The 24,700-nt window shown below is 64.5% G+C and carries 24 protein-coding genes; 15 read left to right on the top strand and 9 right to left on the bottom strand.

The genetic code is table 11. The annotated features are described in order from the left end of the window. Positions 1–4: 4 nt before the first annotated feature. The 5 genes from nhaA to NKI31_RS08345 form a co-directional block, all read right to left on the bottom strand. Positions 5–1,237: a Na+/H+ antiporter NhaA gene (nhaA, locus tag NKI31_RS08365; RefSeq protein ID WP_352651176.1), complete on the bottom strand. Its 1,233-nt coding sequence runs from the start codon at positions 1,235–1,237 to the stop codon at positions 5–7. 369 nt (positions 1,238–1,606) lie between these two features. Next, positions 1,607–2,170 carry an ActR/PrrA/RegA family redox response regulator transcription factor gene (locus NKI31_RS08360; RefSeq protein WP_352651174.1) on the bottom strand — a complete coding sequence of 188 codons (564 nt, stop codon included), beginning with the start codon at positions 2,168–2,170 and terminating at the stop codon, positions 1,607–1,609. Between the two features lie 86 nt (positions 2,171–2,256). Continuing rightward, positions 2,257–3,582, bottom strand: a complete 1,326-nt coding sequence (locus tag NKI31_RS08355; protein ID WP_023692667.1) for an ActS/PrrB/RegB family redox-sensitive histidine kinase — start codon at positions 3,580–3,582, stop codon at positions 2,257–2,259. 32 nt (positions 3,583–3,614) lie between these two features. Beyond that, the gene (gene hrpB, locus NKI31_RS08350; RefSeq protein ID WP_352651172.1) at positions 3,615–6,077 is read right to left on the bottom strand and encodes an ATP-dependent helicase HrpB; all 2,463 of its coding nucleotides are present in this window, start codon (positions 6,075–6,077) and stop codon (positions 3,615–3,617) included. A gap of 40 nt (positions 6,078–6,117) precedes the next feature. Next, positions 6,118–7,008, bottom strand: coding sequence for a DMT family transporter (locus NKI31_RS08345; RefSeq protein WP_023725843.1), 891 nt, complete (start codon positions 7,006–7,008; stop codon positions 6,118–6,120). Between the two features lie 26 nt (positions 7,009–7,034). Here NKI31_RS08345 and NKI31_RS08340 point away from each other — a divergent pair, with 26 nt between their 5' ends. The 15 genes from NKI31_RS08340 to NKI31_RS08270 all read left to right on the top strand — a co-directional run bounded on the left by NKI31_RS08340 (position 7,035) and on the right by NKI31_RS08270 (position 21,551). Then, on the top strand, positions 7,035–7,718 hold the full coding sequence (locus NKI31_RS08340; protein WP_352651170.1) for a PIG-L deacetylase family protein: 684 nt from the start codon (positions 7,035–7,037) through the stop codon (positions 7,716–7,718). A 268-nt stretch (positions 7,719–7,986) separates the two neighbouring features. Next, entirely contained in the window at positions 7,987–9,318 is a 1,332-nt protein-coding gene (locus NKI31_RS08335; protein WP_023713419.1) for an ABC transporter substrate-binding protein, read from the top strand. Positions 9,319–9,547: 229 nt separating this feature from the next. Continuing rightward, positions 9,548–10,495 (top strand): carbohydrate ABC transporter permease, encoded by a 948-nt coding sequence (locus tag NKI31_RS08330; protein WP_031198535.1) that lies wholly within the window; start codon positions 9,548–9,550, stop codon positions 10,493–10,495. Further along, positions 10,492–11,442, top strand: a complete 951-nt coding sequence (locus tag NKI31_RS08325; RefSeq protein ID WP_352651168.1) for a carbohydrate ABC transporter permease — start codon at positions 10,492–10,494, stop codon at positions 11,440–11,442. The genes NKI31_RS08330 and NKI31_RS08325 overlap by 4 nt, the downstream gene beginning before the upstream one ends. Before the next feature lie 208 nt (positions 11,443–11,650). After that, positions 11,651–11,854: a hypothetical protein gene (locus NKI31_RS08320; RefSeq protein WP_352651166.1), complete on the top strand. Its 204-nt coding sequence runs from the start codon at positions 11,651–11,653 to the stop codon at positions 11,852–11,854. Between the two features lie 2 nt (positions 11,855–11,856). Then, positions 11,857–12,969 (top strand): ABC transporter ATP-binding protein, encoded by a 1,113-nt coding sequence (locus NKI31_RS08315; RefSeq protein ID WP_352651164.1) that lies wholly within the window; start codon positions 11,857–11,859, stop codon positions 12,967–12,969. Then, positions 12,962–13,975, top strand: a complete 1,014-nt coding sequence (locus tag NKI31_RS08310) for an ABC transporter ATP-binding protein (RefSeq protein ID WP_352651162.1) — start codon at positions 12,962–12,964, stop codon at positions 13,973–13,975. Before NKI31_RS08315 ends, NKI31_RS08310 begins: the two co-directional genes overlap by 8 nt. A gap of 60 nt (positions 13,976–14,035) precedes the next feature. Then, positions 14,036–15,679: a dihydroxyacetone kinase subunit DhaK gene (locus NKI31_RS08305; RefSeq protein ID WP_352651160.1), complete on the top strand. Its 1,644-nt coding sequence runs from the start codon at positions 14,036–14,038 to the stop codon at positions 15,677–15,679. A gap of 70 nt (positions 15,680–15,749) precedes the next feature. After that, the gene (gene dhaL / locus NKI31_RS08300) at positions 15,750–16,352 is read left to right on the top strand and encodes a dihydroxyacetone kinase subunit DhaL (protein WP_352651158.1); all 603 of its coding nucleotides are present in this window, start codon (positions 15,750–15,752) and stop codon (positions 16,350–16,352) included. Beyond that, positions 16,349–16,738, top strand: coding sequence for a dihydroxyacetone kinase phosphoryl donor subunit DhaM (dhaM, locus tag NKI31_RS08295; RefSeq protein ID WP_352511052.1), 390 nt, complete (start codon positions 16,349–16,351; stop codon positions 16,736–16,738). The genes dhaL and dhaM overlap by 4 nt, the downstream gene beginning before the upstream one ends. A gap of 21 nt (positions 16,739–16,759) precedes the next feature. After that, positions 16,760–17,062 (top strand): HPr family phosphocarrier protein, encoded by a 303-nt coding sequence (locus tag NKI31_RS08290; protein ID WP_352651156.1) that lies wholly within the window; start codon positions 16,760–16,762, stop codon positions 17,060–17,062. Continuing rightward, entirely contained in the window at positions 17,046–18,632 is a 1,587-nt protein-coding gene (gene ptsP, locus NKI31_RS08285; RefSeq protein ID WP_352537231.1) for a phosphoenolpyruvate--protein phosphotransferase, read from the top strand. Before NKI31_RS08290 ends, ptsP begins: the two co-directional genes overlap by 17 nt. A 10-nt stretch (positions 18,633–18,642) precedes the next feature. After that, on the top strand, positions 18,643–19,068 hold the full coding sequence (locus NKI31_RS08280; protein ID WP_023668784.1) for a hypothetical protein: 426 nt from the start codon (positions 18,643–18,645) through the stop codon (positions 19,066–19,068). Between the two features lie 22 nt (positions 19,069–19,090). Next, on the top strand, positions 19,091–20,077 hold the full coding sequence (gene dhaK, locus NKI31_RS08275; RefSeq protein ID WP_023668785.1) for a dihydroxyacetone kinase subunit DhaK: 987 nt from the start codon (positions 19,091–19,093) through the stop codon (positions 20,075–20,077). Positions 20,078–20,525: 448 nt separating this feature from the next. Next, positions 20,526–21,551 (top strand): nucleotidyltransferase family protein, encoded by a 1,026-nt coding sequence (locus tag NKI31_RS08270; RefSeq protein WP_352651397.1) that lies wholly within the window; start codon positions 20,526–20,528, stop codon positions 21,549–21,551. A gap of 17 nt (positions 21,552–21,568) precedes the next feature. On the opposite strand, the gene NKI31_RS08265 is transcribed toward NKI31_RS08270, so the two are convergent. The 4 genes from NKI31_RS08265 to NKI31_RS08250 all read right to left on the bottom strand — a co-directional run bounded on the left by NKI31_RS08265 (position 21,569) and on the right by NKI31_RS08250 (position 24,625). Beyond that, positions 21,569–22,564, bottom strand: coding sequence for a serine kinase (locus NKI31_RS08265; RefSeq protein WP_352651153.1), 996 nt, complete (start codon positions 22,562–22,564; stop codon positions 21,569–21,571). Beyond that, entirely contained in the window at positions 22,561–22,995 is a 435-nt protein-coding gene (locus NKI31_RS08260; RefSeq protein ID WP_023668789.1) for a lasso peptide biosynthesis B2 protein, read from the bottom strand. The genes NKI31_RS08265 and NKI31_RS08260 overlap by 4 nt, the downstream gene beginning before the upstream one ends. After that, a complete protein-coding gene (locus tag NKI31_RS08255; protein ID WP_023684213.1) occupies positions 22,995–23,282 on the bottom strand; it encodes a PqqD family protein in 288 nt (95 codons plus the stop codon). Before NKI31_RS08255 ends, NKI31_RS08260 begins: the two co-directional genes overlap by 1 nt. A gap of 545 nt (positions 23,283–23,827) precedes the next feature. Further along, positions 23,828–24,625 (bottom strand): DUF2259 domain-containing protein, encoded by a 798-nt coding sequence (locus NKI31_RS08250; RefSeq protein WP_023689998.1) that lies wholly within the window; start codon positions 24,623–24,625, stop codon positions 23,828–23,830. Positions 24,626–24,700: the final 75 nt, after the last annotated feature.

Genomic DNA, 24,700 nt, shown 5'->3' with positions numbered 1-24,700 from the left:
AAGCTCAAGTTCCTCGCCCCGCTTTGCGGGGGCGAGGAACCCAAGAACACCTACTCCACCACCTCCTCCACCCCTGCCGCGGCGCCATCAGGAGCACGGCGGCACCCAGCAGCGCTGCAACGAAGGACCCCGCCAGGATGCCGACCTTGACGGCGTCCTGCAGCGCCATGTCGTTGGCGAAGGCAAGCAGGCCGATGAACAGGCTCATGGTGAAGCCGATGCCGCAGAGCAGCGAAATGCCGATCATGTGCAGCCAGCCGGCATTGACCGGCAGGTCGGCGAAGCCGAGCCGGATCGCCAGCGCCGAGGAGCCGAAGACGCCGGCCAGCTTGCCCAGCACCAGGCCGGCGGCAACGCCGAGCGTCAGCGGCTCGACCAGGGCAGAGGCGCTGAGGCCGGCCAGCGACACGCCGGCATTGGCAAAGCCGAAGATCGGGATGACGAAGAAGGGCACGATCTTGTGCAGGCCGTGTTCAAGCCGGTGCAACGGGGAATGGTCGAGATCGTGGCCGCTGCCGTCAGAGATTTTCAGCGGAATGGTGAGCGCCAGCGCGACGCCGGCCAGCGTGGCATGCACGCCCGATTTCAGAACCAGCACCCACAGCACGGCGCCGAGCACTTGGTAGGGCGTCAGCCTCGTCACCCGCATGCGGTTGAGCACGATGAGCACCGCGATGACGGCGAAGGCCGCACCGAGATAGGCCAGCGACAGGCCGCTTGTGTAGAAGATGGCGATGATGATGACGGCGCCGAGATCGTCGATGATGGCGAGCGCGGTGAGAAAGATCTTGAGCGACGCCGGCACGCGGTTGCCGAGCAGCGACAGTACGCCGAGCGCAAAGGCGATGTCGGTGGCGGTCGGGATCGCCCAGCCGGAGAGCGCGGCGGCGTTGTTGCGGTTGATGGCGACATAGACCAGCGCGGGAACCAGCATGCCGCCGGCGGCGGCGACGCCCGGCAGCACGCGGCGCGGCCAGGTCGAGAGCTGACCGTCGAGCATCTCGCGCTTGATCTCGAGGCCGACCAGCAGGAAGAACACCGCCATCAGCCCATCGTTGATCCAGTGCGACACGCTGAGCGGGCCGAGATAGGCGTGGAGAGCGGCGAAATAGGTTTCGGCCAATGGTGAATTGGCGACGATCAGCGCAAGGGCTGCCGCAACCATCAGGATGATGCCGCCCGCCGCCTCGCCGTCGAGGAATTCGCGAAGGATGGATTTCGGCTGCTTGTCGCGCATCTGTGCTCCGTTGCCGGTTTTCCGGCGGCGTTATTGCCGATGATGGGCAAAGGTCGATGGCACGGCAAGCGCAACTGTTTCCAGCGTTGGCGCCGCCCCTCATTGTCCTGCCGGACGTTCATCATTCGAAAAGCCAAGCAGTTGGCTTTTCGTCCGCTTCGCGGACCATTCCTCAACTCCCCGCATAGCGACGGGGAGAAAGAGGCAGCTTCAGCCTCGCCGTCGTCTCCTGCAACGCCGGCGATTGGCGAAACCGGCGATGAGAGCGCCCCTCTCCCCGTCTCTATACGGGGAGAGGATGCCGGCAGGCAGGTGAGGGGCAGCGCTGAGGTTCGGCAATTGGCGGCCGGCGCCACCGGCGCGTGAACCTCAGCGTGGTGCGCGCTTGGCGAGTATGCGCTGCAGCGTGCGGCGATGCATGTTGAGCCGGCGCGCGGTTTCCGACACGTTGCGGTCGCACATTTCGTAGACGCGCTGGATGTGTTCCCAGCGCACGCGGTCGGCCGACATCGGATTTTCCGGGGGGGCGGCGCGCTGGCCGGCGGTGCGGGTGAGCGCTGCAAACACGTCGTCGGCGTCAGCCGGCTTCGACAGATAGTCGATGGCGCCGAGCTTCACCGCGGTCACCGCGGTGGCGATGTTGCCGTAGCCGGTGAGGATGACGGTGCGGGCATCGTCGCGCTTCTCGCGGATGGCGGCGACGACGTCGAGGCCGTTGCCGTCGCCAAGCCGCATGTCGACCACCGCATAGGCCGGCGGGTGGGCGCGCGCCTTGGCCACTGCCTCCTCGACGCTCTCGGCCGTCTCGACCACGAAACCCCTGGTTTCCATGGCGCGGGCCAGCCGCGTCAGGAACGGCTTGTCGTCGTCGACGATGAGCAGCGAGGTGTCCTCGCCTTCGACCATTGCGCCAATTGCTTCTTCGCCAGTCATTATCTCAAAAAATCCTGCTGCCTTAATTTTACGCAGATATAGTTCCTGAACGCCATTGTCCAATTTTGCCGCCTCCGCCAAGGCATTTACGCGGTGTCGAACATCGAGATCCCCACCGATTCCGGGTTGAGGAAGACCGTGCGCGGCCACGATATCTGCACGATCGCGCCTTCGCCCAGTCCGCTCGAATTGCGGAAATCGAGCGTGGCGCCGGAGCGTTCGAGCAAGGTCTTGGCGATGAACAGCCCGAGACCCAGGCCACCGCCAGCCTCGTTGCCCTGGCGTGTCGACATATAGGGCTCGCCGATGCGATCGATGATTTCGGGGGGAAAGCCCGGCCCGTCATCGATGATCGAGAAGGTGACGTCGAGTTCGTCCCAGCTCCATCGCACCGTCACACTGTTGCGGGCGAAGTCGACGGCGTTCTCGACCAGATTGCCGAGGCCGTAGATGACGCCGGGGTTGCGCCGTCCCACCGGTTCGGGGCCGACGCGCTCGCCCGGCCGAAGCTTGATCGAGATGCCGAAATCGCGGTGCGGCGCGGTCACCTCCTCGACCAGCGAGGTCAGCGGCAGACGCGACAGATGCGCCTCGCCCTCGGAGGACAGGCTGGTCAGCCGCTTCAGGATCTCGCGGCAGCGCTCGCTCTGCGACCGCAGAAGTTTGACGTCCTCACCGTATTTTGGGTCGTCGCCAAGTGCCTTTTCCATCTCCTTGGAGACAAGGGCGATGGTGGCGAGCGGCGTGCCGAGTTCGTGCGCGGCGGCGGCGGCAAGCCCATCCAGAGCCGACAGATGCTGCTCGCGCTGCAACACCAGTTCGGTGGCGGCAAGCGCATTGGCGAGCAGGCGGGCTTCCTCGGCAACGCGGAAGGCATAGATGGCAGTGAAGGCGATCGAGGAAAACACCGCCATCCATATGCCGGCGACATAGATGAATGGCATGGGCAGAGGCGCGCCCTCATACCATGGCAGCGGCTGGTGGAAGAAGACCAGCAACGTGGCCGCCGCCATGACCAGCGCGCCGAGCACCGCAGTTAGCCGCAGCGGCAGCGACGCCGCCGAGATGACGACGGGCACGGTCATCAGCACCGAGAACGGGTTGGTGAGGCCGCCAGTCAAAAAGAGCAGGCCGGCAAGCTGCAGGCTGTCGAAGGTCAGGATGAAAAAGGCTGAGAACGGGGTCAGCCGGTGCGCTGCCGGATAGCGGAAGGTCAGCACCAGGTTAAGCCAGGCCGAGCAGGCGACCAGCGCGAAGCAGAGGCTGACCGGCAGCGGGAATTTGAGCCCATAGGCGACGACCAGCACCGCCAGGCTCTGGCCCACGATGGCCAGCCAGCGCAGCCGGATCAGCGTGTTGAGGCGCAGCCGCTGGCTTTGCTGGAAGTCTGGCGCGTGCACGATGTTGATCATGGCCAAGGATTATAGCCGGGAAAGGATGAGCGCTAGGTCCCTCGCGGTTTGGCGCGGGCGGTGGCCGCAGCGAGCAGCGGATTTTCCGGCCAGACATGGCGGGGATAGCGGCCGCGCATGTCGGTGCGCACATCGGCCCAGGAGCCGCGCCAGAAGCCGGGCAGGTCGCGCGTCGTCTGGATTGGCCGGTGCGCCGGCGACAACAGCTCGAGCGTCAGCGGCACGGTGCCGTTGGCGATTGCCGGATGGCGGTCAAGGCCGAACAGTTCCTGCACGCGGATGGCCAGCACCGGCCATTCGCCGTCATAGCGGATCGGCACATGGCTGCCGGACGGCGCGTCGAAATGGGTCGGCGCCAGTGTGCCGATCTTGCGCTGCAAATCATGCGGCACCAGCGCCATCAGGCCCGACGACAGCGTGCCGGGGTCGATGGCGGCGAAGGACGCCTTGCCCGACAGGAACGGCAGCAGCCAGTCGTCGAGGCGTTCGAGCAGGGCGGCTTCCGAAACATCGGGCCAGGGCGCGCCGAGGCCGCGATGCAGCCAGCCTAGGCGCTGGCGCAGCGTCTCGCCGTCCTTGCCCCATTCCAGCAGCGACAGGCCGTGCTCGCGCAAGGCATCCAGGATGGCGCGGTCGGCGTCTGTTCCAGTTGGTGCGGGCAGCATGCGCTCCGACAAAGTGATGGCGCCGAGCCTGGCGGTCTCGCGCACGCGCACCGCGCGCCGCTCGCGGTCGAAGCTTGTCTCGCGGCGCGTCTCGATCCTGTCGGCGAGAGCGGCACGGATGTCGGTCTCGTGGACCGCGGCCGCGGCGGTTATACGGGCGTTTTGCGCCTTGCCTTGCAGATCGGCGACGACCAGCCAGGTCTCGCCGGCCAGCGGATCGGCGGCGTCGACCATTGCACCGGAGCCATTGGCCAGCACAAAACGGCCGCGCTCACCGCGCGCTTTTGCGACACGGTCCGGCCAGGCGTGGATGAGGAGAAGACCGGCAGAAGCGGTTTCGCTGCTCTTGGCGCCGCCCGCCTCCTTCGCCAATCGCCCGGCAAGCTGCCTTGCCGCAACGGCGCGCGGTGACTTTTCGGTGCGGAAGCGCATCAAGCGCCGTTCGAGGTCGGCGCCGTCGCCGCCGAGACCACGCTCGGTGAGCAGGACGGCTAGCATCGCAGCCTCGAGCGCGTGGCCGCCGCCAGCGGCTTCAGCGACCATGTGTGCGAGCCGCACGGGCAGGGCCAGCTTGCGCATCGCGCCGCCCGCCTCCGTCAGCCGGCCGGCCGCATCGATGGCGTGCAGCGCCAGGAGCAGCGCCCGCGCCTCGTTGAGCGCGGGAATGGGCGGCGGATCGAGGAAGGACAGGCTCGCCGGATCGGCGACGCCGAAGACGGCGCAATCGAGCAGCAACCCGGACAGATCGGCCTCAAGAATCTCGGGCGGGGTGAAGGCGGGAAGTGCCGCCGTCTGCTCGGCCCGCCACAGCCGAATGGCGACACCTGGCTGCGTGCGTCCGGCGCGACCGGCGCGTTGATCGGCCGACGCCCTGGAAACACGCACCGTCTCCAGCCGGGTCAGGCCGCTCGCCGGCTCATAGCGCGGCAGCCGCGACAGGCCGGAATCGATGACGACGCGCACGCCGTCGATGGTGATCGAGGTCTCGGCGATCGACGTCGCCAGCACCACCTTGCGGCGACCGGGCGGCGCCGGCTTGATCGCGGCGTCCTGCGCCCTGTTGTCGAGCTGGCCGTAGAGCGGCACGATGTCGGTGTCGGCGCCGAGGCGGCCCTGCAGCCGCTCGGCGGTGCGCTCGATCTCGCGCTGGCCGGGCAGGAAGGCGAGCACGCTGCCGCTCTCCTCGGCAAGGGTGGAGCGGATAGCCTTGGCCATGGTGTCTTCGACGGGAACGCCGGCCGGCCGTTCGTCGTAACGGATGTCGACGGGAAAGGCGCGGCCTTGACTTTCGATCACTGGCGCGCCGGACAAAAGTTTTGCCACACGCGCGCCGTCGAGCGTCGCCGACATCACCAGCAAGCGTAAATCGGGCCGCAGCGCGCCCTGCACATCGAGCGCCAAAGCGAGGCCAAAATCGCCGTCGAGCGAGCGCTCGTGGAATTCGTCGAAAATCACCGCCGAAACGCCGGGCAGTTCCGGATCGTCGAGGATCATCCGCGCCAGCACGCCTTCGGTAACGACGAGGATTTTTGTCCGGGCCGATGTGCGGTTTTCCATGCGCATGGCATAGCCGACAGTGGCGCCGGGCTCTTCATCAAGCAATTCGGCCATGCGGCGGGCGGCGGCGCGGGTGGCGAGGCGGCGCGGTTCGAGCAGGACGATCTTGCCGGCGACCAGCCAGGGCGCATCGAGCAGCGCCAGCGGCACCAGCGTCGTCTTGCCGGCACCGGGCGGCGCCACCAGGACGGCGCTGTTGCCGGAGGCGAGCGCCTCGCTCAATGCCGGCAGCACAGCCGAGACCGGAAGCTCGGGCAAGGATCTCGTCGTCATTGCGTCCGCATATCAGCGGTCACCACAACCGTGCAACGGCTCAAAGCCTTGTGCGTGAAAACGGGTTCCAGCGCACCGTGCCCAGCCGCACCTCCTCGCGCACCATGGTGAGCAGGCCGGACGCGCCAACGACGGCCAAGCCGACCAGCGATATCCAGTCCGGATACTCCTGGAAGAACAGCGCGCCGAGGATGACCGCCCAGACGATCTGCGAATAATGCGTCGGCGCCATGCGGTTGGCCGGCGCGTATTTGGCGGCCAGCAGCTGCAGCAATTGGCCGCCGGCGGTAAAGGCGCCGCCCAGCACCAGCCACAGCAGCTGCATGGCGTTGGGGAGGGTGAACGATGTGGCGATGGTGCCGGCCCCGTTGAACAGCAGCCCGTAACCGATGAGCACGCCGAGCATGGTGGTGCGCTTTTCCTGCTGGGCGAGCGACCGCATCAGGATGACGCTCGCCGCGGCGAGGAAGGCCACCGTGAAGGCGGCAAGGTGTCCGAGATGCAACTCGCGAAAACCTGGCCGCACCACCAGCATGACACCTGCAAAGCCGGCAACCACCGCCAGCCAGCGCCATGGGCCGACCTTTTCCTTCAGGATGACGGTCGAGAGAATGGTAACGCAAAGCGGCGCCAGGAAGATCAGTGCATAGGTCTCGGCCAGCGGAATGGTGGTGAAGGCGTAGACGCTGAGCACGCCCGAGGCGATGCCGGCCCAGGCGCGGGCCTGCACCGCCCATGGCCGTCCGGTGCGCCAGAAGTCGCGCCAGCGCTCATCGACTGGGCGGCTGAAAAACAGGAAGCAGCCGGCAAACAGCGTGATGAAGAAGCCGATCTCGAAGACGGTGAACTGTCCGCCAAGGCTCTTGATAACGGCATCGCTGCACGAATAGCTTGCATAGGCGATGAGGGCGAGCAGGATTCCGTTCGTCACGTTTTTCCATTTCCGGGGAGAGTGCAGTGAAGGTATTGGCGCTCGGCGCGCATCCCGACGACATCGAGATATTCATGTTCGGTACGCTGGCTGCCTATGCCACGCAAGGCGCAGAACTGACTTTTGCCGTGGCCACGGATGGCGCCAGGGGCGGCATGGGCGACCCGAGCGTTTTGGCTCGTGCCCGCCGCGACGAGGCGGCGGCCGCTGCGGCGCTGCTCGGCGCAACCCTTCGCTTTCTCGACTTTCCCGACGGCGAACTGGTGGCTGATGCGGCACTGATCGCTTCGCTGAAAGCGCTGATACGCGAGACCGCGGCGGATCTGGTTATCACGCATGCCCCCAACGACTATCACGCCGACCATCGTGCTTTGTCGGACGGCGTGCGCATCGCGGCCTCGTTCGGCGTCCCCGTGCTGCATGCCGACACGATGGGCGGCACCGGCTTTGCGCCGACGCATTACGTCGACATTTCCGCCTACGGCGATATCAAGACGCAGGCGATCCGCGCGCACCAGTCGCAGTGGCCGGAGCAATATGTCGACAGAGCGCGCGTCCAGAATGAGTTTCGCGCCGGGCAATGCAACAGCGTTCCCGGCTCCTTGGCCGAGGCCTTCCGATTCGAGCCGACATTTCCCTTCGCCGACATCCGCGCGCTGCTGCCGCCCGCGCCCCCCGTTCGGCCGGTGATGCCGCAGACGAAATTATAGGCGGCCCCGGCTAAGCAACTTCCGGGCGAGCCGTCCGGCAATCATTTCCCAACGATTTCAATCGCCGTTTCGCCATGTTGCGGCGCAGCGACGAATTCGCTTGCCTTGTTTAGTAAAAATTGCATCACTAAACAAATTACTAAACATCTGCGGCGCACCGCGCCGCCCTGGCGACGCATAGCGCGCCGTGTTTAGCCCCTCGGAGGAGCGAGGGTTGAGGGGTTCTTGAAACGGCCATCCGGGCGCGTTTCGCAAATGGGAGGAAGGCATGAAATCGAGCTTGAAACTGGCGTTGGGACTGACCTCGGCGATTACCGCGTCGACAGCCGTCTCGAACGTTGCGCACGCTGAAGACCTGACGCTTTGCTGGGCCGCCTGGGATCCGGCAAACGCGCTGGTCGAACTGTCCAAGGATTTTACCAAGGAAACCGGCATCGGCATGAAATTCGAATTCGTGCCGTGGACCAACTATGCCGACCGCTTCCTCAACGAGCTCAACTCGCACGGCAAACTGTGCGACCTGATCATCGGCGACAGCCAGTGGATCGGCGGCTCGGCCGAGAACGGCCACTACGTCAAGCTAAACGACTTCTTCGACAAGGAGAAGATCAGCATGGACGACTTTGTGCCGGCAACAGTCGTCGGCTATTCCGAATGGCCGAAGAACACGCCGAATTACTGGGCGCTGCCGGCCATGGGCGACGTCGTCGGCTGGACCTACCGCAAGGATTGGTTCTCCAAGCCGGAGCTGCAAAAGGAATTCAAGGAAAAATATGGCTGGGATCTCGGCCCGCCGACCACCTTCGACCAACTGAAGCAGGTCGCCGAATTCTTCCAGAAGCGCGAGATCGACGGCAAGACCGTCTATGGCGCTTCGATCTACACCGAGCGTGGCTCGGAAGGCATCACCATGGGCGCCATGGACGTGCTCTACAGCTACGGCTTCCAGTATGAAAACCCCAAGAAGCCCTACGAGATGGAAGGCTTCGTCAATTCGCCAGACGCGGTCAAAGGCCTGGAGTTCTACAAGTCGCTCTACGATTGCTGCACGCCTCCGGGTGCCTCGAACAGCTATATGGGCGAAGGCGTCGACGCCTTCAAATCCGGTCAGGTGGCCATGCACATGAACTTCGCCTTCACCTGGCCCGGCCTGCAGAAGGACGAGAATGTCGGCGGTGACAAGATCGGCTACTTCGTCAATCCGAAGGGTCCCGGCGGCGCCCAGTTTGCGCAGCTTGGCGGCCAGGGCATTTCGGTCGTGTCCTATTCAGACAAGCAGGAATCGGCGCTGAAATACATCAAGTGGTTCGCCAACAAGGATGTGCAGGCCAAATGGTGGTCGCTCGGCGGCTATTCCTGCCTGAACGCGGTGGTCAAGGACCCGGCCTTCCCGTCCAGCCAGCCTTATGCGCAGACCTTCCTCGACTCGATGGCGATCGTGAAGGACTTCTGGGCCGAGCCGAGCTACGCACCGCTGCTGCAGGCGTCGCAGAAGCGCTTCCACGACTATGTCGTAGCCGGCCAGGGTTCGGCCAAGGACGCGCTTGACGGCCTGGTCAAGGACTGGACGCAAGTGTTCCAGGACGACGGCAAGATGTAACCGGACCAACGGCTCCTCCCGAGCCTGACCCCAGAGGCGGATGATTTTCAGGCCGAATCGATCAGAAATCATCCGCCTCAGGGCTAAAAAGAGAGAGAGCATGATGTGGTCCGAAAACCGCTTCACACTTTTCGGCATCATGCTCTTGGTCCCGTGCTGCCCTTGGCACGGGACGCAGTTCAGATAAATTCCAGTGTCGAGACTTGACGTGACCGAAGCAGGACTCACCATGCTCAATCGGACTGCGGAGAACGTTGCCCGGGCGACCCCGGAGCCGTTGGCCCGCAAGGTCCGGGGGATCAGCGACAAGGGCCTCGCCTGGCTGTTCATCTCGCCGACGATCCTGTTGCTCTTGGCCATCAACATCTTCCCGCTGTTCTGGGCGATCTACCTGTCCTTCACCAACTTCCGCGCGAACCGCCCGAACGAGGTGGTGAAAAACCTCGGCTTCGCCAACTACCAGCGCATCCTCGGCGACCAGGACATCTGGATCGCCATGCAGACGACGGCGCATTTCGTGTTCTGGACGATCCTGCTGCAGACGCTGATCGGTTTCACGCTGGCGTGGCTGATCGACAGGAAGTTTCGCGGCCACGCCTTCTGGACGACCATCATCCTGGTGCCGATGATGCTGTCGCCGGCGGTGGTCGGCAATTTCTGGCGCTTCCTCTACGAGCCGCAGATCGGCCTGTTCGCCTACGCCATCTCGTTCGTCACCCGGATACCACCGACCGACATCCAGATGCTGTCCAACGTGTCGCTGGCGCCGTGGTCGATCATCATCGTCGACACCTGGATGTGGACGCCCTACGTGATGCTGATCTGCCTCGCCGGACTGCGCTCGATCCCCGAATACATCTATGAGGCGGCCGAGGTCGACCGCGCATCCAACTGGCGGCAGTTCTGGTCGATCACGCTGCCGATGGCGCTGCCCTTCATCATGCTGGCGGTGCTGTTTCGCGGCATCGAGAACTTCAAGATGTTCGACATGGTCAACCTGCTGACCGGTGGCGGGCCGGGCTCGACCACCGAGGTCGCTTCCATCACGCTGAAACGGCAGGCGTTCGAGAGCTGGCGCACCGGATATTCCTCGGCCTTCGCCATCATCCTGTTCGTCGCGGTGTTTGGGCTGGCCAACATCTACGTCAAGGCGCTGAACAAGGTGAAGCAGAGATGAGCTTGACCACCGCCCACTCCGTCGTCGCCCCCTCGACCAATTCGAAGCGGATCGCCGGCACCATCAACGTGCTCTACGCGCTGATCTCGATCGTGCCGCTGCTGTGGATCTTTGCCACCAGCTTCAAGACGCCGCCGGATTCGATCGCCTATCCGCCCAAGATTCTGTTCCAGCCGAGCATCGAGGGCTATTGCAACCTGTTCACGACGCGCACCAGGCAAACGCCCGAGTACATCAACTCGCTGGGACCCGCGACCGGTTTCTGCGACGAGACCTCGCGCAAGCGCAACATGGTGATTGCCGGCCCGTCCAATTTCCTGCCGCGCTTCGTCAACTCACTGATAATCGCCTTCGGTTCCACCTTCTGCGCCGTATTCCTCGGCACGCTTTCGGCCTACGGTTTCTCGCGCTTCAAGGTGCCGCTGGCCGATGACCTTCTGTTCTTCATCCTGTCGACGCGCTTCATGCCGCCGATCGCCGTCGCCATTCCCATCTACCTGATGTACCGCGAGCTCGGCCTGTCCGATACCGCGCTGGGCATGATCCTGCTCTACACCGCGGTCAACGTGTCACTCGCGGTGTGGCTGCTGAAAGGCTTCATCGACGAGATCCCGCGCGAGTATGAGGAAGCGGCGATGATCGACGGCTATACCAGGCTGCAGGCCTTCTGGCGCACCGTGCTGCCGCAGGCGACCACCGGCATCGCCGCGACCGCCATCTTCTGCCTGATCTTCGCCTGGAACGAATATGCCTTCGCCGCACTCCTGACGTCCGGCACCGCGCAGACCGCGCCGCCCTTCATCCCGACCATCATCGGCGAAGGCGGCCAGGACTGGCCGGCGGTTGCGGCCGGCACGACGATCTTCCTGGTGCCGATCCTGGTTTTCACCATCCTGCTTCGCAAACAATTGCTGCGCGGCATCACTTTTGGGGCGGTGCGCAAATGATTGATGTGCCAGGTCGACCCCCACTCCGTGGAGCTTCGCTCGACACCTCTCCCCCGATCGACGGGGGAGAGGAAGGGCGCGAGTTTCATTCAGCCAGGCTCCCTTCCTCTCCCTCCGGAGGGGGGAGAGGTGGCGCTGCGAAGCAGCGACGGAGTGGGGGAACCACCTGGCAACCATCTCTCCCCTTCAACGGGGAAGGGAGGAACTCATGAAACACCCCACCATCTCCAAAAAATCATCCTGGCCGCGCTGGGCCCGTCGCGGCCTCATGGAAAACATCGCCACGGCGCTGATCGCCATCGGCTTCCTGATGCTGTTCCAGCCTTTCGCGCTCGCGCTCTACACCTACTCCTTCATCACCATGCTCGCCGGCACGGTGATGTTCATCATCGTCTCGAAATTCCCGGAATAATCATGGCCGAAATCCGCGTCCAACATTTGAGAAAGGCCTTCGGCGATTTCGTCGCCGTGCAGGATTCCAGCTTCGTCGTCGAGGATGGCGAGTTCTTCGTCATGCTTGGGCCGTCAGGCTGCGGCAAGACGACGACGCTGCGCATGATCGCCGGCCTCGAATTGCCGACCGGCGGCCAGATCCTGCTCGGCGGCGAGGATGTCACCATGCGGCGGGCGCGCGGACGCGACATCGCCTTCGTCTTCCAGTTATTCGCGCTCTATCCGCATATGAATGTGCGCAAGAACATTGGCTTCCCGCTTCTCGCGCAAGGCATGCCGTCCGCCGAGACCCGCCAGCGGGTCGAAGAGACGGCCAAGCTTTTGCGCATCGACCACCTGCTCAACAAATCGGTCTCGGGCCTTGCCGGCGGCGACCGCCAGCGCGTGGCGCTCGGCCGCGCCATCGTGCGGCGGCCAAAATGCTTCCTGATGGATGAGCCGCTCGGCACGCTCGACACCGAATTCCGCGATTTGATGGTGCATGAGCTGCGCGAGCTGCACAACCGCATCCGCGCCACCACCGTCTATGTCACGCATGATCAGATGGAAGCGATGTCGATGGCCGACAAGATCGCGGTGATGAACCATGGCGTCATCGAACAGTTCGGCACTCCGCGCGAGATCTACGACCGCCCGGCAACCATGTTCGTCGCCGACTTCATCGGCTCGCCGCCAATGAACTTTCTCGGCTTTGGCGGCGGACTGGCGAAGGGGGCGAAAGAGATCGTCGTCCAGGGGGCTAAAGTCGCGGTGCCGGAGGTGCGCGAGGATATCGCGCCGGCCGACATGGCACTCGGCATCCGCCCCGAGCACATTCGCTTCGACGACGCCTCGAAACTACGCGGCGCCATCTATGGCACCGAATATCTCGGCACGACGCAGATCGTGGCCGTGGAAACGGCGGGCGGGATCATCAAGGCGCGGGTACCGGCCGAAATCCGGCTTGCTGCCGGCGACCATGTCGGCCTGACGCTGAACAGCGCGCGACTGTCGCTGTTCGACAAGGGCTCGGGCCGCGCCGTGCGCACCGCTGTTCACGATACCGCCTCTCAAGGGAGAGCGCAGCATGGCTGACGTGCACATCAAGGGCGTGACCAAAAGCTTCGGCGACCATGTCGCCGTCAATGGCCTCGACCTTAACATCGCCGATGGCGAATTCGTCGTGCTGCTCGGCCCGACCGGCGCCGGCAAGACGACGACGCTGCGGCTGATCGCCGGGCTGGAGCGGCCCGATAGCGGCAGGATCGATATTGGCGGCCACGATGCGACGACGCTGTCCCCGGCCGAGCGCGACACCGCTTTCGTCTTCCAGCAATATTCGCTCTACCCGCATCTGTCGGTCTACGACAACCTCGCCTTCCCGCTGCGCTCGCCGGCGCGGAAAATACCGGAGGACCAGATCCGCCGCCGCGTCGAAGAGGTGGCGAAAATGGTGCGCATCCACCACAAGCTGAACAACCGCTCGACCAAGCTGTCGGGCGGTGAAATGCAGCGCGTCGCCATCGGCCGAGCGTTGGTGCGCAAACCGTCGATCTATCTGATGGACGAACCGCTGTCGTCGCTGGATGCCAAATTGCGCGCCGATCTCAGGCTCGAACTCAAGCGCATCCAAGCCGAGCTCGGCGCCACCATGCTCTATGTCACGCACGACCAGATCGAGGCGATGACCATGGCGGACCGCATCGGCATCCTCAATGACGGCGTGCTGGTGCAGATCGGCACGCCGCGCACAATCTATTCGGAGCCGGCCAATCTTCATGTCGCGGCCCGCCTCGGCCAGCCGGCGATCAACCTGCTGCCGGCCGGGCTGCTGCCTGATGGTGGGGCGCCGACCGGAACCAAGACCATCGGCGCGCGCACCGAGCATCTGTCGATCGAGAAGGCCGCAAACGGCCACGCCGACGGCGTCGTCGACTGGGTCGAGCATCTCGGCGACCAGAACCATCTGCATGTCACGGTCGGGGCCAGGAAGCTGGTGACGCTGACCGACCCCGACACCGATCTGGCCGAGGGCGACAAGGTGGTGATCCGCTACCGCTCGCCGCTCTATTTCGGCGCCGACGGACAACGACTGATGTGACGGTTTCGGCGGTCTGCGCGCCGGCTTCTGATTGACGATTGCGAATACAGGACGAATTCGATGAAGCACTTTTTCAACCGCAGAGAAACGATCGTCACCGAGGCGCTGGATGGCCTGTTGCGGACCATCGGTTCCGGCGATCTCGCGCGCCTCGACGGTTATCCCGAGATCAAGGTCGTGCTGCGCGCCGACTGGGACAAGGCGAAAGTTGCCGTCGTCTCCGGTGGCGGCGCCGGACACGAACCGTCCCATGCCGGCTTTGTCGGCAAGGGCATGCTGACGGCGGCGGTTTCGGGCGAGATCTTCGCCTCGCCCAGCGTCGAGGCGGTGCTGGCGGCCATCCGCGCGGTGACCGGCCCCGCCGGCTGCCTGCTGATCGTCAAGAACTACACCGGCGACCGGCTCAATTTCGGCCTGGCGGCCGAGAAGGCGCGCGCCGAGGGGTTTCGCGTCGAGATGGCGATCGTTGCCGACGACATCGCCCTGCCGGGTATCAACCAGCCGCGCGGCGTCGCCGGCACCTTGTTCGTGCACAAGATCGCCGGCCATTTGTCGGAGACCGGTCAGGACTTGGCAGCCGTTGCTACAGCCGCTCGCGCGGCGGCGAAGGACATCATCTCGCTCGGCATGTCGCTGTCGTCCTGCTCGATCCCCGGCCAGCCACATGAAGAGCGGTTCGGCGAAAGTGACGGCGAACTCGGCCTCGGCATCCATGGCGAGCCGGGCGTCGAGCGCATCGCGGTGCAAAGCGCCGACAAGCTGGTGGCGATCATGGCGGAGCGGCTGGCCGCGCGGCTCGACCCGAACGCCAGCCACGCGCTGCTCATCAACAATCTCGGCTCGGTGCCGCCGCTTGAGATGTCGCTGGTCGCCAATGCCGTGCTGGCCTCGCCGCTGGCCAAAACCGTCAAACTTGCGATCGGCCCCGGACCGCTGATGACGGCGCTCAACATGAACGGCTTTTCGCTGTCGCTGATCAAGCTCGATGCGGCGCGCGAGGCAGCCTTGCTGGCGCCTGTCGGCCCACATGCCTGGATGCCGGCCAAAACCGTCGTCGCGCCGGCTATCGTGCCTATGGCGAAAGCGGCTGGAAACAGCGCAGCCCAAAAGGCCAGTCAGGATCCCGGTACCAGGCGTTTGATCGTCACGGTCTGCGAACGGCTGATCGAGCTCGAAGAGACACTGAACGGGCTCGACGCCAAGGCGGGCGACGGCGATACCGGTTCGACGGTGGCGACCGGCGCGCGCAGCGTGCTGGAGAAGCTCGATACACTGCCGCTGGCCGACCCTGCCGCCACGCTCGCGGCTATAGGCGATAGTCTGGGCGTCGCAATGGGCGGCTCCTCAGGCGTCTTGCTGTCGATCTTCTTCACGGCAGCGGCTCAGGCTTCGAACGGCGGAGCAACCCTGTCCAAGGCGCTGCTTGCCGGGCTTGACCGCATTACTTTTTACGGTGGCGCCAGGGTCGGCGACCGCACCATGGTCGATGCCTTGGAGCCGGCGCTGAAGGCGCTCGATGCCAAGGGGCTGGATGCCGCGGCTACAGCGGCACGGCACGGCGCCGAGGCGACCGCTGCCATGGAGAAGGCGAAGGCCGGACGCTCCGCCTATGTTGGCGCCAAATTGCAAGGCGTAGTCGACCCTGGCGCCCATGCCGTGGCCGAAGTGTTCGCGGCCGCCGCCGCGCTCCATGCAGCGGCCTGACGGCATGCTTCGATTGTCGAATGAAAACTCTTGCGATACTGCCGGCAGGATCGAAACCGGGAATCTGGACATGGCAGCGTTCGACCTTGCCAGGCTGATCACCGCCGCCGCGGACACGATCGCCGCTCACTCGGAAGAGTTGACCGCGCTCGACCAGGCGATCGGCGACGGTGACCATGGGCTGAACATGAAGCGCGGCTTCGAGGCTGTGCGCGCCGATGCCGGGGCGTTCGCTGCAAAGCCGCTGCCCGAGGCGCTGAAGGCGATCGGCACCAAGCTGGTGATGACGGTCGGCGGCGCGTCCGGGCCGCTGTTCGGCACATTGTTCCTGGCGCTGGGCAAGGAGATTTCAGGAGAGCCGGATCGCCCCAAGCTGACGGCTGCTTTCGGCAAGGCAATCGAGGCGGTGGCCGCCAGAGGCAAATCGCAGGTCGGCCAGAAGACGATGCTCGACGTGCTGCAGCCGGTGCATGACGCGCTGCTGGAGGGAAAGACAGGCGCGGAAATCGCCGATATCGCCGACGCGGCGGCCGAGGCGACCATTCCGATGAAGGCTCTGCGCGGCCGCGCTTCGTTCCTCGGCGACCGTTCCATCGGTCACATGGATGCCGGCGGACGCTCGGTTGCGCTGCTGGTGCGAACGATCGGCGAAACGCTGGAAGGTCAGCCATGAGCAATGTCGGCATCGTCATCGTCTCGCATTCGCCGCTGGTCGCCGAAGGCACGGCCGACATGGTGCGGCAGATGGTGGGCGACGAAGTGCCGCTTGCGTGGTGCGGCGGAAACGGCCATGGCGGGCTCGGCACCAGCGTCGAAGCGATCATAGGCGCCATCGACAAGGCGTGGTCGGAGGCGGGCGTCGCCATACTGGTCGATCTCGGCGGCGCCGAGACCAATTCGGAAATGGCGGTGGAAATGATCGGCGAGCCGCGGGCGCTCAGGATTATCGTCTGCAACGCGCCGATCGTCGAAGGCGCGGTGATGGCCGCGACAGAGGCGTCCGGCGGCGCCTCGCTCAAGGAAGTGGTGGCGACGGCGCATGAATTGTCGCCGTCGTGAGCGAACGGGAATTTTGACCTGATGTCCGCATTTGCCGAGGCCACCGTCCTGATCACCCACGAGGTAGGTCTGCACGCGCGCCCTTCGGTGAAGTTCACCAAGCTTGCCAAGAGCTTTGCCGCCGAGGTGGAGATTGCGCTTGCCGCCAACGGCCCATGGTTCGACGCCAAGAGCATCGTCAAGGTGATGGCGGCCAGGGCGCCGAAAGGCACCATGCTGCACATCCGGGCCACAGGCGGCGGCGCCGATGATGCCGTGAGAGCGCTGGCCGAGCTGGTGCGACGCGGTTTCGACGAGGATGCGGGCCATGCCCGAACCGCTTAGGCTGCAAGGCATTTCGGCCTCGGCCGGCTATGCCGAGGGGCCGTTGTTCAACCTCGACAACGGCACCGCGCACTACACGGGCAAGGCGAGCGCCGCGGACGAGAAGGCCGCATTGGAAGCAGCTATCGCCAGCGCGACGGACCGGCTCGCGACCCTGATCGAAACCGCCGATGACGAGGCCGCCGGCATTCTCGAATTCCAGCTCGCCATGCTTGGGGACGAGGCACTGACCGGCCCGGCTTTTGCCGCGATCGCGTCCGGCATGCCGGCTGACATGGCCTGGCGACAGGCGCTGGACGCCGAGATCTCCGGCTACGAAACGTCAGACCAGGACTATTTCCGGGCTCGCGCCGCCGATATCAGCGATATCCGCGACCGCGTGCTGCGCGCCCTTACCGAGGAGCAGGAGAGCGCTCCACCAGCGGGCGCCATTCTCTATGGCGAGGACATCGCGCCGACGCGCTTTCTCGAGACCGACTGGAGCACCGGCGGCGGCATCGCGCTGAGGGCCGGCAGCGCCGCCAGCCACGTCGCCATGCTGGCGCGCTCGCGCGGCGTGCCGATGGTGGTGGGGCTTGGCGCTTCGCCGGCTAATCCCGTCGGTCTGGCTCTGCTCGATGCGGAGCATGGCGGTATCGTGCTTTCGCCGACCACGACCGAGATCGAAGCGTTCCACCGATCCTCGTCCTCGTTTGTGGCACATCGAGACAAGGCCGGAGTCTATCTCGCGAAACCGGCGGTAACCCGGGCCGGGACGACAGTGCGCGTGCAGGTCAACATCGCCGATCCGTCCGAGGTCGACGGCATCGACATTTCGACCTGCGACGGCGTCGGGCTGATGCGCACCGAATTCCTGTTCGGCAAGGCGCCGCCGGACGAGGAGACGCAATACCAGGCCTATCGCAAGGTGCTGGAATGGGCAGGCGACAAGCCGGTGACCATCCGTACCGTCGACGCCGGCGGCGACAAGCCGGTGCCGGGCTTCACCGTCGAGGAGAGCAACCCGTTCCTCGGGCTGCGTGGCATCAGGCTGTCGCTGGCAAGGCCGGAGGTGTTTCGCGTACAGATCCGGGCGCTGCTGCGCGCGGCGGTGCACGGCAATCTGAAGGTGATGTTTCCGATGATCGCCGTCGCGGAGGAATACCAACGCGCCGCCGCTCTGTTCGTGGCGGAGCAGGCCGGGCTTGCCGCGCGCGGCATCGCGCAAAAAATGCCGCCGCTCGGCATCATGGTCGAGGTGCCTTCGGTGGCGATCGCGCCGGAGGCGTTCGCCGATGTCGCCTTCTTCTCGATCGGTTCGAACGATCTGACCCAATATGTAATGGCGGCTGCCCGCGATAACGCAGCCGTGGCGCATCTTAATTCTGTCCGCCATCCCGCCGTGTTGCGGCTGATCGGCTCGGTTGCCGCTTTTGGCCTGCGCGCGAAAATCCCAGTCAGCCTGTGCGGCGATGCCGGCGGCGATCCGGCATCGATCCCGGCACTGCTCGAGGCCGGCCTGCGGGATCTCTCGGTGGCTCCCGCCCAACTCGCCATGGCCAAGGCGGCCATCTCGGATGCATCGGTCTAGGATGACTGAGATGGCCGACAAGACACCAGAAGCCGGCTCCGAAGAGGCGATCCGCGCCTACAAGACGATCCTGTCGCAGGTCATCGACCAGCGACCGTCGGGTATGCGACAACGCCTTGCCGACGCGCTTGGCAAGCACCGCAGCTTCGTCACCCAGATTTCCAGCGCGGCCTATTCGACCCCGATCCCGTCAAAACATCTGCCGGCTATTTTTTCGGTCTGCCATTTCAGTCCGGCCGAGCGCGATCAGTTTCTGGCTGCCTATCATCTGGCGCATCCCGGCAAGATGTCGGTTGCGGCAGGCATGCGCAAGACCCGGCATGTCTCGCTGATCGTGCCCGATTTCGGCGACGACAAGCAGAATGCAGCGCTCGACAAGGCGATCAACGAATTCATCCAGAAGATCACCAGCATCACCGGCAGGAGTGGCGGCTGATCGTGTTGTGTCGGGAGGACACATGAAGAAGTTTATGAATTCCGTCGACACGGTGCTGACCGAAAGCCTCAACGGCTTCGTTGCAGCTCATGCCGACATCCTGGTGCTGGGCGAGGAGCACAAATTCATTCGCCGCAAGGTGATGAAGCCGGGGAAGGTGGCGCTGATCTCGGGCGGCGGTTCCGGCCACGAGCCGTTGCATGCCGGCTTTGTCGGTCACGGCATGCTGGACGCCGCCTGCCCCGGCCAGGTCTTCACCTCGCCAACGCCGGACCAGATACTGGCGGCGGCCGCCGCCGTCGATACCGGCGCCGGCTGCCTGTTCATCGTCAAGAACTATGAAGGCGACGTGATGAATTTCGACATGGCCGGCGAAATGGCCGACGGCGTCCTGCAGGTGGTGATCAATGATGACGTCGCCGTCGAGAATTCGTCCTTTACGACCGGCCGGCGCGGCGTCGCCGGCACGCTGGTGGTGGAGAAGATCGTCGGCGCCGCCGCCGAGCAAGGCATGGCGCTGGCGGATCTCAAGGCGCTCGGCGGTCGCATCAACAGCGCGACGCGTTCGATGGGCGTGGCGCTGACCAGTTGCACGGTGCCGGCGGCCGGCAGGCCGACCTTCGAGATTGGTGATGGCGAGATGGAATTCGGCGTCGGCATTCATGGCGAGCCCGGCCGGCGTCGCGACACGTTGAAAAGCGCCGATGCGATCGCCGAAGAGATTTGCGCCGCGATCCTGGGCGATCTCGGCGACAGGGCGAAAGGCCCGGCACTGTTGTTCATCAACGGCTTTGGCGGCACGCCGCTGATGGAGCTCTATCTGATGTACAACAGCGCCCGAAACATCTTCGAAAAACAGGGCGTGACGGTGACCCGCTCGCTGGTCGGGTCCTACGTGACATCGCTCGACATGGCCGGCTGCTCGATCACGCTGACCATGCTGGATGACGAGGCAACGTCAATGTGGGACGCGCCGGTGCACACAGCCGCGCTGCGCTGGGGACTGTAACGGAGGGGCCTTGCCCATATCCCGAACAGGCGGCTTATGAACTTGCCTTAGCCTGCGGGACCGGACGGACCGTTACCCGCAGTCACGCCGACAGATTGCCCGCCTGCAGCGCGGCTTGCCTTGCGGCCGACCGCTCCGGCTTCATCCAAACCGAAGCCGTAGAAGTCTTATCGCGGTATCGGCAGCGACGGCCCGGCCACCACGCTGGACAACTTTCCTGCCTTGCGCAGCACGGGCGCTTCATACTTTTTCTTGGCCATTCCAAACACCCTTTTCAGTCCAGTGCAAAAGAATGGACCGAAACCGTGGAAAGTCAATTCATGAGCTGGTTCTGCCACCACACGCTGGCTTCATGCATGCTTTTCTGCAACATACGCTCCTCTGAGTTGGTTGTTTGACGCAATTCCGGACGGGAATTGCTGATGTGGGCGAACGCAATCCGGGTTTGATGCTGCCATCTCTTGCGCCTGCCGATGAAAAACTGCTGCTGACCTTCGCCGACCCGGAGGCGACGGTTGCCACTGGCCGTGACGTTGCTGCCGAAAGCTTGCTGGCACTGCTCGCCAATGCCGAGTTCCACGGCGTGCTGCCGATCATGCTGCGCAAGCTCAGCGAGATCGGCGACGCCCAACTGCCTGCGGACGCAGCCTTGCGGCAAAAGCTGTCGGAACTGCGTGATCGCTCGACGCTGGCGACCGGCCAATCGATGCTGCTGCAATATCATGGAGACCGCATCATGAAGGCATTGGCGGCGAAAAATGTTCCGGCCCGCATCGTCAAGGGTCCGGTCTTCGCACGCAGACTTTACCGCCACGCCGCTGACCGGCCGTTCACCGACATCGACATTCTGGTCGAGCCGGCCAGCATCATTGAAGCCAACACGGTGATTGCCGAATGCGGCTTCGAGCTCTGGAGCGGCGAGGCGCAGTCGCAGGATCTGCAGGAGTTCAAGTGGCTGGAGAAGGAGAATACCAGCCTGCTGATCGAACTGCACGGCAACCTGGTGCATGATTCCGGCATGCGGCGGCGGCTGTCGCTGGGCTTTCGCGAATTGCAGATCATCGACGGCAGCGAGGCCGACACGCCGGCCGCGCTGCTGACCATCGCCATTGTCCACGCCGCCGGCGGGCACAAGTTCCACCGGCTGCAGCTTTGCGTCGATGTGCTGCAGGGCGTGCGCGCGCTGCGGTCGCCCGCGGATGAAGACCGGCTTTTCGAGGCGGCGCGAATCAGCGGCATCGAGCTCGAACTGGCGACGGTTCTCAATGTGACGGGGCGGCTGTTTGATGCACCGCGCGCGATCGAACTGGCCGACCGCATCAAGCCCGACCTCTCGATATTTTTGGCCAAATGGCTGATCACCGGCGATACGCTGCTCGGCGTCAATTCCAGGGACAAGATGCATTCGCGCCTGCGCCGCGACGCCTTCCGCTGGATCCAGCGGCTCGCCAGGCCAAAGTCACGTTTTGCCTGAACTTGCCGCGCCGGCCGTCAGTCCGGCGCCGGCAGCGCGGCGCGGATCAACGGTGACGCCTCGGCCGGTTTTTCGCCGACTTCCAGGGTAAAGGTCGGGACGGCTTTGACCAGCGTTGCGATGGTTGCCATGCGGCGCTTCTGCGCCGGCAAAAGGCCGGTCATGCCGGTCCTGACATTGTCGGTGGCAAGCGCTACCATGGCGTCTGTCCTGGTCATGGGCACGAGCCGGGTTTGCGCGTCCGCCGAGCGGGCGAGATGAAACAGTGCCGCAACCGGTCTGCCGACAGTTTCCTCTATGCGGATGATCTCGGCGAGACGTTCCAGCGAGACGGCCTGCTCGCCATTGGCGTCCCATTTGTCGCCAAGGCAAGGCGCCACGAAGGGCAGCATTGCCGCGGTGTGGCGGTGGACCTTCACCTTGCGCGGCAAGCCCCAGGCCGTGATGCCGCCACCGGCCAAAACCTTGAGGATCATGGCGTCATCCGAGCACAGGCCGAAACCTTGCGACGCCAGCGCCAGCGACGTCGTCGACTTGCCGGTGCCGCTCGGCGCATGGATCAGCACGAGCGCCTCGCGGCCGGGCAATGTCAGGCCGGCGGTGTGCAGCATGTGCTGGTCGCCGGCATCAAGTGCTGCATCCAGCACCATCATCAGCACCGTCCATTTGACCTTGGCATCGGGATGGACTCGTATCTCGGCCCAGCCTCCATCGGCATTGATCGAGACGGTCTGCAGGCCGGGAAAGACCAGATGAACGGTGCCGCCACCGTCGATCAGCCGGCAATGGCCGTCCTCCGGCACCTCGCCGTCGAAAGCGAGTTTTCCGGCAGGCGATTCCGGTAACTCCCGCGTCTCGACGATGTCGACGCGGAAATCGGGCTCGACCGGCCCGCTCACGCGCAACGTGCCGAGCAAGAGGTCGAAGCTCGGCCAGAGATCGGCCCGCGAGGCCGATATGCTGATGACCTGGCCCTGGAGATCATAGCAGAAGGTGGTCGCCGGACCGGTCAAGCAGCGTGCGCCTTTCCGGCATCGGCGTGATGGCGATAGATCTGCACCATGCCGGGGAGGCTGTCCGAGACCACCGGGCGGCCATCGAGACAGACCCAGCAATGGGCAGACATACGCGGCGCCTGCATCGACTTCGGATCGACGCCGAAGCGCAGATCCGGATCGAAGCCGGCAAAGCGCAGGAAGCGGTGGGCGAGCAGGCCCTCGCGCAGGCATCTGCGGTCGCGCATCAGCCAGGGGTGCCGGACGGTCCGGTTGACGGCAGCGACGATGTAGGCTGACGACAGGCCGCGATAAGGGGTGGGTGCGCTGAGCGGCGCCCATTTCAGCACCGATTCGAAGCTGCGGCGGCCGATCAGGGTCGGCATCAGCCGCGCGCTTGCCCATAAATGGACACGAAACAAAGCGCGCAGGAGAACGCCGTCCACCATCAGGGAGCCGGGTCGGCGAGAATGCCTTCGCTCACCAGTTCGGCGGCCAGCGCCGCCATGTCCTGGTCGAGCGTGCCCTTGTCGACCTCGAACTCGTCAGACAACAGGACGACGATCTGGTCAAGGCTGCGGGCGCCGTCCACCTTGTCGAGAAAGGCTTCGGTGGTGCCGTTGCAGGTGTAAAGCTGGCCGCTGCGCGCCAAGAGCACGACGGCGCCATCGCCGACATGCTGGACCGAGGCGTCGTCCGCCAGCCGCAGAACCATTTCAGAACCGATTTGGGCCATGGAGCCCTCCACCATTTTCCTGGAGAGCAGATAGCGCGGCGATGCGGGTCTGTCCATTGCGCGGACGAGAGGGAGAACAGGCCGGCCTGACCGTTCTGTGGCAATCCGGCAACGCCACCATCCTCACGACACAGGCAACCGAAGCCTAATGGAGACATCCAATTTCAGATTGTGGTAACTTCCACATCATTCAGAGCCTGAGAACAGGGAAGCACCCCAGAAATAGTCGGTGATTGCAGCTGGGAAACACCGCCGCAAACGGTCAAGCCAGCTATCTCGCAGGGTCAAGGTCTTGCTTTTCTTACCTAAAGTAAGCTATGGAGTCGCGGGGTTTTGGGAGAGCATTGGGTATGCGTTACAACTGGGAGCGGGCTCCGACCGCGTTCGAACGTCATCGAAAAGCATTGGCAGCCGCCATATTGATCGCGGGTGGCGTCGGGCTGATGCTGGCGGCCTTGCCGCTTTAAGACCTGATATCCGACACGAACGCCCTGCTTTCTCCGGGCGCATGAGCTTTTTCTGCCTGCCACAAGACGGGCCGCGGCTTAGCGTGCATGGCCGGTTACGGCGATGAAGCGGCGGTCGCGTCCTTCGAAGCCCTGGCTGAAGCGCTGCACCAGCACCGCCACTACCGCCGGCCTGCCGGGCGGGGTGTATTCGTAGGATTCCGACAGGCTGTAGGAAGTCGGGCAGTTGCGCGAGCCCGGCACGGCCTTGTCCTCGTGCAGCACCTTGAACGGCTTGCCGTCCTGCCCCTGCAGCGACAGGCGGAAGCCGCGCGCCTTGCCCGTCTTGGCGCCTTGAAGTTTCTTTTCGCCCTGAAGTGTCTTGTCGCTCGGAAGAGCCTGGTCGCTTGGCTTGGCGTCATCAAAGCTTGCCGAGCAGTCCGTCTTGCTGTCGGCCAAAATCTCATCGAGCTGGATGGTCGAAATCTGTGTTTCGCCATAGAACGGCGACAGCCATTTCTGCGCGGCCTGCTCGAGGCGGGAAATGTCGTTGTACTCGACCGTGTCGTCCGGGAAGGTGAACCTGTCGGAGGCCGTGCGCGTGCCGCGCTCGGCGATGCCGTATTTGGCCAGGATTGGCGCGGCCTGCTTTGCGGCCTGCGCCCGTGCCTGCTCCACCGTCGTGGTCGCCTCTTCCGATTCGTCGAGGACAAGGATCGGCTTGCCGCCGACGAACTCGTCTGTGCTTGTGTCGATGATGTCGATCTGCGACCAGCCGGAAACGGCAGCGTCGAGCTCGCCATATTGCTCGAAGGCGAAATATTTGCCGTCGGGGGAAAAGCCGATGATGCGCCGCGCGGCGGCATCGCCGGCCTGGGCGGCGGAAACGATCGTCAACAGCAGCGCTGCTCCAACGGCAGATCCAACCCCGTATCGTACCGTCATTGCGCGCCCTGCCCGGATTTCAAACCC

The organism is Mesorhizobium sp. M0659 (genome assembly GCF_040320605.1).
Classification (GTDB): Bacteria; Pseudomonadota; Alphaproteobacteria; order Rhizobiales; family Rhizobiaceae; genus Mesorhizobium.
This window is presented reverse-complemented; position numbering and strand designations above follow the sequence as displayed.